Here is a 3756-nt window from a genome sequence, read left to right as displayed (position 1 = left end):
GCCCGCCGCGTCGTGCGCGCCGTCGCCGTCTCCGCCGCGCTCGCGCTCGGCGCACTGACCGCCGGCTGCTCGGGCACCGCCTCGGCCGACGGGCCGCTGATCGTGGTGACCACGAACATCCTCGGCGATGTCGTCGAGGAGCTGGTGGGCGACGAGGCGGAGGTGATGACCCTGATGCCGCCCGGCGCCGACCCGCACTCGTTCGAGATCTCGGCGCAGGAGGCGGCGCGCATCCTCGACGCCGACCTGATCGTGTCGAACGGCTTCGGGCTGGAGGAGGGGCTGCAGCAGCAGGTCGACGCGGCGGCGGAGGCGGGCGTGCCCGTGATCGCCGCGGGCGAGCTCATCGAGCCGCTCGCCTACTCCGACGGCGCCACCGACCCGCACTTCTGGACCGACCCGCAGCGGATGATCGACGTGGTCGACGGGCTCGGCCCTGCCCTCACCGCCGCGGGAGCCGCGCCGGGCGAGCGAGCGACCGCCTACCGCGCCGAGCTGGTCGCCCTCGACGGCGAGCTGGCGGAGGCGTTCGCCGCGATCCCCGCCGAGCGCCGCGTCCTCGTCACCAACCACCACGTGTTCGGCTACCTCGCCGAGCGGTACGGCTTCCGCGTGATCGGCGCCGTGCTGCCGAGCGGGACCACGCTCGCCGCGCCGAGCGCCTCGGACCTGGAGGAGTTGACGCAGGCGATCGAGGAGGCGGGGGTTCCCGCGATCTTCGCCGACGCCTCCCAGCCCGACCGCCTCGTGCAGGTGCTCGCCGACGAGGCCGACGTCGACGTCGAGGTGATCGCCCTCTACACCGAGTCGCTCACCCCCGCCGACGGAGGCGCCCCCACCTACCTCGAGATGATGCGCGCCAACGAGCGTCTCCTCGTCTCGGGGCTGTCCCCCTGATCGACGACCACCACCTCGGAAGGAACCCATGAACCACCGCCACCGCCGCGCCCTCGTCGGCACCGCACTCGCCGCCTCCGCGGCCCTCGCGCTCACCGCCTGCTCGGGCCCGGGAGGCGCGGCGCCCGCGTTGCCCGCCGCCTCCGCCGACACCGGCCCCCGCGTGGCCCTCAGCTACGACGGAGGTCTCGTCGTGCTCGACGCCGCCACGCTCGAGACCGAGGGCGACATCGCCCACTCCGGCTTCGTGCGCCTCAACTCGGCCGGCGACGGGCGGCACGTGCTCGTCTCGACCGACACCGGCTTCCAGGTGCTCGACACGGGCGGCGAGCCCGAGCTCACCGACCTGGTCTTCGACGCGCCGACGCCTGGGCACGTCGTCCGGCACGGCGGAAAGACCATCCTCTTCTCGGACGGTACAGGCGACACCACGATCTACACCTCGGACGACCTGCTCGCGGGCGGACTGCCCGAGACCGAGACGGTGCCGGCTCCCGCCGCGCACCACGGCGTCTCGATCGAGCTCGAGGACGGCACCCTGCTGACCACCATCGGCGACAGCGAGTCGCGCACCGGCGTCCGCGCCCTGGACGCCTCGCGCACCGAGACCGCCCGCAGCGAGGACTGCCCCTCGGTGCACGGGGAGGGAGCGGCGGCCGACGAGATCGCCGTGTTCGGCTGCAGCAACGGCGTGCTCGTCTACGACGACGGAGCCTTCACGAAGATCACGGCCCCGGACCCCTACGGCCGCACCGGCAACCAGTACGTGAGCGAGACCTCGCCGATCACGGTCGGCGACTACAACGACGATCCCGACAAGGAGGGGGTCGAACTCTCGAAGGTCGTGCTGACGGACACCGTCGCGAAGACTCGCGCGTGATCGACCTCGACTTCGGCTACACCTGGCGCGACATCGCGCGCACGGCCGACGACAACGCCGTGATCCTGGGCACCGACGGAGCCCTGCACACGATGGACGTCGAGACCGGGGCGATCACGGCCTCCGCCCCCGTGATCGACCCGTGGACGGGCCCGATCGAGTGGCAGGACGCGCACCCCGCGCTGACGGTCCTGGGCGACGTCGCGTACGTGACCGAGCCGGCCTCCTCCGCGGTGCACGCCGTCGACATCGCGACGGGCTCGGTGCTCGCCTCGACGACGCTGCCGGGCGCACCGATCGAGATCGCGGTGGCGTCGCGCTGAGGCGCCCCGCCGTGATCGTACCGCCGCTGCGCGGTTCCTCACGGCGGGGCGTCAGCGCATCCCGGCTGAGGCATCCCGGAGGCTCGCAGCGACCGCGGCTCGACGCTGCGGGGCGCTTCGATCGAGGTTCAGGACCGTCCTGTACGACAAATTTCGCTCAGGTACTCGCTCACCGAACCCTCCACCCGTATTGTCCCAGTGTGACCAAACGAGATCTCATCGCCCCACCTCCATCGGATGCCGCGATCGTGACGCGAGGGATCTGACACCCCATGACTAGTCGAAACCTTTTTCGGATCTTCGAGACGGAGGCTGTCGGAAGGAGCCGCCAGGGATCTCGCCGCCGCCGATGGCCGGCCGTTGCGCTGTCAGTCGTGACCTCCATTATCCTCGTCGGATTCTGGATCCACGGAACGCTGCTCGAGGCCCCGTCCCACGACGTGAACATCGTCAACGACACGGCGAGCCCTGTCGATTGGGCATGCTCATGGTCGCACCTCACGCTTTCCCCAGGAGAGACCGGCCAAATTCGCATTCGCGAAAACGGATCCGAGGATTTCGGATGCGTACCTCAGCCAGCATCGCTACGAGAAGACATGTGTCCGGATCTGCAATTCCTGACAGCGAATTCCACCTTTACCGCCACCGAATTCCTGAACCGTTTCCGTTGCCGCGGATAAAAGACCGCTTTACCCTTTCATGAGATTCGTTCAAAACACCTGTATTGAGTCGATTCGGGCACACGTGGCATAACTGAAAGTGACGATTCTCCTAAGAGAATTGATTTAACACAATCGATCTTCGGCAAGAACCATCACGGATGTATCACGGGACAGGTTTCACTGTGGCGGAAATATAGAATCTCTGCGCGAGGGTAGCGCTATTGATGTCGAGGGCGGAACGGATAGTGGGGAAGAAGCCGACGGTGGCTCTCTTCCGTTCCGTTGCCGTCACTCTGGCCTGTCTGCGATGCAATAGCGTCCAGCCTCAGTTGGCGGAGATGGTCGGCGTGTCGCAGCCGACGATCTCGCGGACCATCGCGGCGTTCGTGCCCCTTGTGACGGCCACATTGGTCGACTGCATGCCGACGGTCGATGACCTCGACCCGAACGGCCAGTACATCGTCGATGGCAGGCTGTTCCCTTGCTGGGCCCGGCGAGACCGGCCCGAGCTGTACTCCGGGAAGAACAAGTGCACGGGCATGAATTACACGTCGCCGGCACCCTCGATGGCCACCGTGTCTGGGTTTCCGACCCAGCTTCCCGGCGGTGTCCGCGACGTAAAAGCGCTCCGAGAATCCGGTTTCCTCGATGACCCGGCCGAGGAACCCCGCCACTTCGGAGACCGCGGCTAGAACAGACTCGGGATTTTCTCCCCGAAGAAGAACCTTGCTGGCGGCTAACTCTCCGAAGAAGAGAAACACGTCAACACCCACATCAACCGCATCCGCTACCAAATCGAGCAGGCGACAGCGAACCTGAAGACCTGGATAATTCTCCACACCGACTACCGCCGCCCCTACAGACCCTTCGCCGAAACCATCGCAGCAATCATCGGCGCAGAATTCTACCGGGAAGCATTTTGAATAGGCCTCAATGATCGCACCCGGGTGCACTCGACTATCTTGGCGCCAAAATATCGATCCGGATGGTTTGG

At 67.0% G+C, this 3756-nt stretch carries 4 protein-coding genes; all 4 read left to right on the top strand.

The window, feature by feature from the left end; genetic code table 11:
* Window positions 1–897 (top strand): zinc ABC transporter substrate-binding protein AztC (gene aztC / locus ACH61_RS14435; RefSeq protein WP_236713708.1); only part of this gene is annotated, 897 nt, incomplete at its 5' end.
* 28 nt (window positions 898–925) lie between these two features.
* A complete protein-coding gene (locus ACH61_RS14430; protein WP_236713707.1) occupies window positions 926–1777 on the top strand; it encodes a hypothetical protein in 852 nt (283 codons plus the stop codon).
* On the top strand, window positions 1774–2100 hold the full coding sequence (locus ACH61_RS18615; protein WP_236713706.1) for a hypothetical protein: 327 nt from the start codon (window positions 1774–1776) through the stop codon (window positions 2098–2100). The genes ACH61_RS14430 and ACH61_RS18615 overlap by 4 nt, the downstream gene beginning before the upstream one ends.
* Before the next feature lie 925 nt (window positions 2101–3025).
* Entirely contained in the window at window positions 3026–3454 is a 429-nt protein-coding gene (locus ACH61_RS16505) for a hypothetical protein (RefSeq protein ID WP_132505278.1), read from the top strand.
* Window positions 3455–3756: the final 302 nt, after the last annotated feature.

The sequence above is a fragment of the Rathayibacter tanaceti genome (genome assembly GCF_001634385.1).
Lineage (GTDB): Bacteria > Actinomycetota > Actinomycetes > Actinomycetales > Microbacteriaceae > Rathayibacter > Rathayibacter tanaceti.
Note: the sequence above shows the minus strand (reverse complement) of the source record. Positions and strands in the feature narration are given on the sequence as shown.

What these genes read in the sequence shown, in the direction of transcription:
- ACH61_RS14430 (WP_236713707.1), top strand. Translation starts at nt 926, where the DNA reads ATGAACCACCGCCACCGCCGCGCCCTCGTCGGCACCGCACTCGCCGCC.